The sequence below is a fragment of the Mesorhizobium sp. M7A.F.Ca.CA.002.04.1.1 genome, from assembly GCF_004022805.1.
Classification (GTDB): Bacteria; Pseudomonadota; Alphaproteobacteria; order Rhizobiales; family Rhizobiaceae; genus Mesorhizobium; species Mesorhizobium ciceri.
On record NZ_RZPL01000421.1, the window covers coordinates 1 to 4,993 of the forward strand.

General features: G+C 56.9%; 5 protein-coding genes. All 5 read right to left on the minus strand.

Translation table 11 applies throughout. The features are described 5' to 3' along the window. Positions 1–379 precede the first annotated feature (379 nt). Positions 380–922 carry a tetratricopeptide repeat protein gene (locus tag ENZ75_RS20600; RefSeq protein WP_082826568.1) on the minus strand — a complete coding sequence of 181 codons (543 nt, stop codon included), beginning with the start codon at positions 920–922 and terminating at the stop codon, positions 380–382. Positions 923–975: 53 nt separating this feature from the next. Next, complete coding sequence (sctV, locus tag ENZ75_RS20605; RefSeq protein WP_063169272.1) at positions 976–3,039, minus strand: type III secretion system export apparatus subunit SctV; 2,064 nt, start codon at positions 3,037–3,039, stop codon at positions 976–978. A gap of 232 nt (positions 3,040–3,271) precedes the next feature. Beyond that, positions 3,272–4,162: a hypothetical protein gene (locus ENZ75_RS20610; protein ID WP_024505382.1), complete on the minus strand. Its 891-nt coding sequence runs from the start codon at positions 4,160–4,162 to the stop codon at positions 3,272–3,274. 117 nt (positions 4,163–4,279) lie between these two features. After that, complete coding sequence (locus ENZ75_RS35210; RefSeq protein WP_224570034.1) at positions 4,280–4,522, minus strand: nodulation protein NopA; 243 nt, start codon at positions 4,520–4,522, stop codon at positions 4,280–4,282. Between the two features lie 71 nt (positions 4,523–4,593). Next, on the minus strand, positions 4,594–4,923 hold the full coding sequence (locus ENZ75_RS20620; RefSeq protein WP_081714433.1) for a hypothetical protein: 330 nt from the start codon (positions 4,921–4,923) through the stop codon (positions 4,594–4,596). Positions 4,924–4,993 lie beyond the last annotated feature (70 nt).

The window sequence follows — 4,993 nt, forward strand, 5'->3', positions numbered from 1 at the left end:
TGCCTCTAGAATATGATCCAGCTACAATCACCGTGCTGTAATGGCAGGGACGGCCAGCACAAGCGCGACACGATCCGGCGGGTCCATCGCTGCGTTACGTATTCATGGCTACTGCATCGGGCGCTCGGTCGACCGCCTTAAGCCAGGTCGCCGCATTGCGAGACGGTGACCGGCGAGGGAGAGGGCGCTCTGGCAACGAAGCGAGGCGGGTGGCCTTGCGGGTGGCCGCGTGATGTCATCCGGCTCTCCTGCCGATCTCTGCCGGCCAGATCTGGAGCAACTGTTTTGCATAGATATGGCTCTCTTCAGGGGGCCATCTATGATGGGAGCCGAGCGCGTGTTCGAGCCGGGGAACAGGCTGCGCATGCACTGTGCCCACCTATTGCGATCGTGCTAACCTTGGTTGTTCGGACTTGCCGTTAAAGGCAAGCGACAGATTGAAGTTATGCTGCACCATCTGATTGCCTGGCTCGTTTTCGAGAGCTCGCCGATACAGGGCCTGTGCCGCGTCATGCCGCCCCTCAATGTCCAAAATCACGCCCTTCGCATTCAATGCACGTACGTTTCCTGGGGCTGCAACCAAGACGCTGTCGAGCACCTCAACCGCTTCGTGCGGGCGCTTCTGGCCCACCAAGGCATTTGTAAGTCGTATCGCCGCATCAACATTGTCCGGGTGCTGCTTCACCTCATCCCGCAAAGCCCGCTCTTGAACATCCTGACCAACTTCGCGCAAAATGCGTTCGCGCATAGCCGGATCGATTTGATCGGCGCTGAGCAACTCGGGGGAAGATGTCTCCTGCACGGAAAGAGCCGGCTTTTGCCAGCTGGCGCAACCGCCCAAAGGCAGAATGGCGAGTACGGCAAAAAGAAGTGAGTTCCGGCGCAGAAACATAGGCGATGGAGAAACTGTATTACTATTCATGTTATCTCTCAGTTATCGGGGAGGCGCGTGGCGTTCAGTTAGGAAAGGTGGGACTACTCTAACAATCCGCTGTTCGATCCGTGCGGGAGTGTGACGGATCCTGCGGGGCGAATTGTAAAGTCGGAGGCGAGGTCTTGATAAGACAGCACGGCGAGATCAACCCCGTTTCGCGTCAGAAAGCCGCGGACGAAACGTCGGACATCCATCGACGTCAACAGAATAGGGCGGGTTTGACCCGGTTCTGCGTTCGAAAGGACCTGACGTATCTGTGATAGCATCGCTTCGCTTTGCCGATCCTCCAGTGCGAGATAGGGGCCTGCATCCGAATCTCGAACCGCGCCACGCATCACATCCTCGCTCTCGCGCTCGACGACCAGGGCGGACACGATGCCCTCCGTGTTGGCATGGCGGTGGCAGATCTGTCGCTTCAAACCAGAACGGACATATTCCGTCAGCAGGGCAACGTTCTGCTCACGCTCGCTCCATTCGGCCAATGCCTCCAACACGAGACGGGTGTGGCGGATTGGGATACCTTCCTCCAGGAGGCGGCGCAGAACATCGGCAATCCGAGGAATCGGCGTCGTGCGTAGCACCTCTTTCACAAGCTCAGAATATTCCTGCTCCATTCGGCCCAGGAAATGTCGGGTCTCTTGGATGCCCACCAATCGCGGTGCGTAGCGGGTCAACGCTGCATGGACGCGCAAGGCGAGGAGTTCGCCGGGAGCCCTATGCTCCGTGCCGGCGCCCGTAAGGGCCTTTGCAGGGGTATGTTCAACCGGGAGTCTGTCCGTTTTCGGCTCACGTCTAAGGGGGACACCGCTCGAGTCGACGTGCGCTACATCGGCTCGGAGCGCCATCTGGTTTGGATCTAAGGCGTCCTGTTCGACTGGCACGCCCTCGACATCAATTCGGAATTGCGATTCAGGCAGCTGCTCGTCAACCAAGACAGGGATGCGAGGAACGATAATGCCCAGATCGGCTGTGACCAGGAGCGAAACGCGCCCAATATGTTTTTGCAATTCGGCTTGATCGACCGCCTGCATAAGATCTGGCGCTAGAAAAAATGCGATCGGGAATTCCTTCGCAGGCGCGGCTTGCTTAGGCTCCGCTGCAGTTCCACCTTTCGCATCGGCAGTGCCGGCGCCCAGCACATCAGCCTTGACAATGCTTACCGCAGCGAACACTGCGGCCAGCATCAGAAAGACGGGGAGGGGAAACCCAGGAACGAACCCCATTACAACCAGGACGCCGGCCGCCAGTCGCAAGGCTCGAGTGCTGGCCGTGAGCTGACTGACCATTTCTGTACCGAGGTTGATCCTCGCCGTCCCAGTCACACGGGTGACGATGGTCGCCGCAGTAATGGAGAGCAGAAGGGCCGGAATCTGCGATATCAATGCATCGCCTATCGTCAGCAGAGTGTAGTGATGCAGTACCTCGCCGAAGGACATGCCCTTGGAGAGCAGGCCGATCGAAATTCCACCCAGCATGTTGATGCAGATAACCACCAGCCCGGCGATGGAATCGCCCTTCACAAATTTCATCGCGCCGTCCATCGCGCCATAGAGTTGGCTTTCCTTCTCCAATTCGGCGCGCCGCCGGCGGGATTCGTTGGCATCGATGTGGCCGTTGCGTAGCTCTGCGTCGACCGCCATTTGCTTGCCCGGCAGAGCATCCAGCGTGAAACGCGCCGCCACTTCTGCCACCCGTTCGGCACCCTTCGCGAGGACCATGAATTGCACCATGGTGACGACCAGAAATATGACGAAACCCACCACGATATTGCCTGAAATGACGAAATCGCCAAAAGTATGAATAATGCTGCCGGCCTCCCCCTCGGCCAGGATCAGTCGCGTCGTTGCGACCGTGAGCGCGAGACGGAATACAGTGGAAATCAAAATAACGCCGGGCAAAGAGGAAAAATCAAGTGGAGTACTGACATACAGGGCAACCATCATCAGCAGTATGGCCAACCCCATATTGAATCCTATCAGGGCGTCGACCACCACGACCGGGATAGGCATGACCATCATCGCGACAGCCAGAAGCAGCATCAACGCAACCATTAAATCCGGGCTGGCCGGCGCACGCTTGATGAAGTCACGCAGGACGTTGGCCATCGAGACACCTTTGCAATCGGTTGAGACTTACTCTGCTGTTACGCCATGAAACGTGGCTTTCGAACTCCGAAGGCGCCTCAGCCTTGGCCAGCGCGTGACCCTGCATGAGAGCCACAAGCAGGCGCGAAATGGCTGGGCAGCAAATGTTTCCAACGCAGCCAGCTTGTCAGCACCGAGCGCGACAGGATGTTTGGCTGGCCATAGAGTGCTGCTTGATGGGGCCTGCGAGCTTTCAATATTGGAGAGCAGCAATGCGGCCATTCCTGCTCAGCAGCACACGGCTGTCCTCAATACGTTCGACCACCCATCCATCAGCCAAAATGGCGCCGACAAAATACTTCTCGCTGTCGATGACAATATATGGTTGGACCCCATGCCACACAGCTTCGACCGCGATTGCGGATGGCGCCTTCTCCTCTTTGATGAGCACTCCGTTCACCAGTGTTAGAGTACCCTTGGTGCGACGATCGAACGATTGCTGAAGCTTCTGCCAACTGATGACCGATTCAGACGTGACGGTGCCTTCGGCGGTCACAACACCCTTTGCCGACCCAATCTTGACGTCGAGAAGACCCGCTCGATCGACTTCCTCCTGCAGCTCTTGGGCCGCTGCCTCCGTAAGTTCATTGTCAGCGCGGTGACTGATCGTTCTGGACGCGACTTCAGCCCGAAGTGAATTGGGGCTCGATCCACTTGCATTGCCAAGATAGGAGATCGTGCCTGAAAGCGCGCCGATCCCGAGTGAGCTGATTATGACCATGGCGAGCACACCGATCGGTAGGCGCGGTATGCCGGTCGAACCAGGCGGCTCTGCATCCTGCACGGACAAAGCAATGGACATCTCGCCTACGAGCAGGACGACAGGAAGGGGCACAACAACGGACTGGCCTGCGGCGATATTCCGGTTGCCCTCGATACTGAGTCCGGGTGCAAGCGCCTCCAGTTCGATCGACTTGCCAAGAAGAGTTACACGAAGGTGATGCGGTGCCAGTCCCTGCTCGACAAAGACCAAATCGGCATCGAAGCCGCTGCCGATTAAACACTTTTGAAGATCCGTCTTGCCGGTCAGACCGCAATAGTGCCCCGAACGCACTTCGAAACGGAGGGAAACGGCGTCATCCACAGAGCATCTCTCAAACAGGATAGAAGCCGCATGGCAATTGCCATGCGGCTCATTTCGGGACTACGTCGCGTCAATAAGGAGACGCGCTAGGGGGCAGTCTAAAACCCGCTTCCGACATTACGAAACGCGTTCGTCGGCGGCCTTCTTGATGGTCTGGAGATTGGTCGTTAGAGTGCGCAACTGGACACTCCTTTTCGTCGCCTCCAAGCTAACATTGGTTAGTTCCTGCACTTGCGCCTGAAAAGCAGTAGCATCAGCTCCGCTTGTATTGCCGGGAGTGCCACTGTTAGTTTTATCGGTATTGCCGGCGCTACTGGTATTGGTATTGCCTGATTTTTTATTATTATCAACTGCAGCCATGATCATTCCTTTTTCTGTTGGAGTTGTGCCGTCAATAACGGCCTGTATGACCTCACGCCGGATTTCCCGCGTCAGGCATCTTCTGTGTCATCCAAAGCTTCATCGGCCTCAGCCATCGCATCGTTCGCGAATTGGAACGCGAACGATCGCAGGATACTTTGGAAGGCTTCACTTTGTGCTGCAGACTGTGAGTTGTCTTGAAGTTGATCATTTGAAACGGTCCGGTTATCCGCCCGATCGTTCCCGCCAGCTGCCTTGCCATCATTCCCACCAGCTGGCTTGCCATCATTGCCATCAGCCGGCTTGCCATCACCAGAATGCTCGGATTTCGAATCCCCATGGCCCTTTCGGATCAAGGAAGTCCCGAGGTTGCCAACTCCACTCCCAATTGCTGCTATCATCAGGTACTCCGGCATTTGCCATTGGCGGCGACGTGTTAAAGGTTAGCCTCGATCAAGCTAAGGGCGGGAG

What these genes read in the sequence shown, in the direction of transcription:
- ENZ75_RS35210 (WP_224570034.1), bottom strand. Translation starts at nt 4,522, where the DNA reads ATGGCTGCAGTTGATAATAATAAAAAATCAGGCAATACCAATACCAGT.
- ENZ75_RS20620 (WP_081714433.1), bottom strand. Translation starts at nt 4,923, where the DNA reads ATGATAGCAGCAATTGGGAGTGGAGTTGGCAACCTCGGGACTTCCTTG.
- sctV (WP_063169272.1), bottom strand. Translation starts at nt 3,039, where the DNA reads ATGGCCAACGTCCTGCGTGACTTCATCAAGCGTGCGCCGGCCAGCCCG.
- ENZ75_RS20600 (WP_082826568.1), bottom strand. Translation starts at nt 922, where the DNA reads ATGAATAGTAATACAGTTTCTCCATCGCCTATGTTTCTGCGCCGGAAC.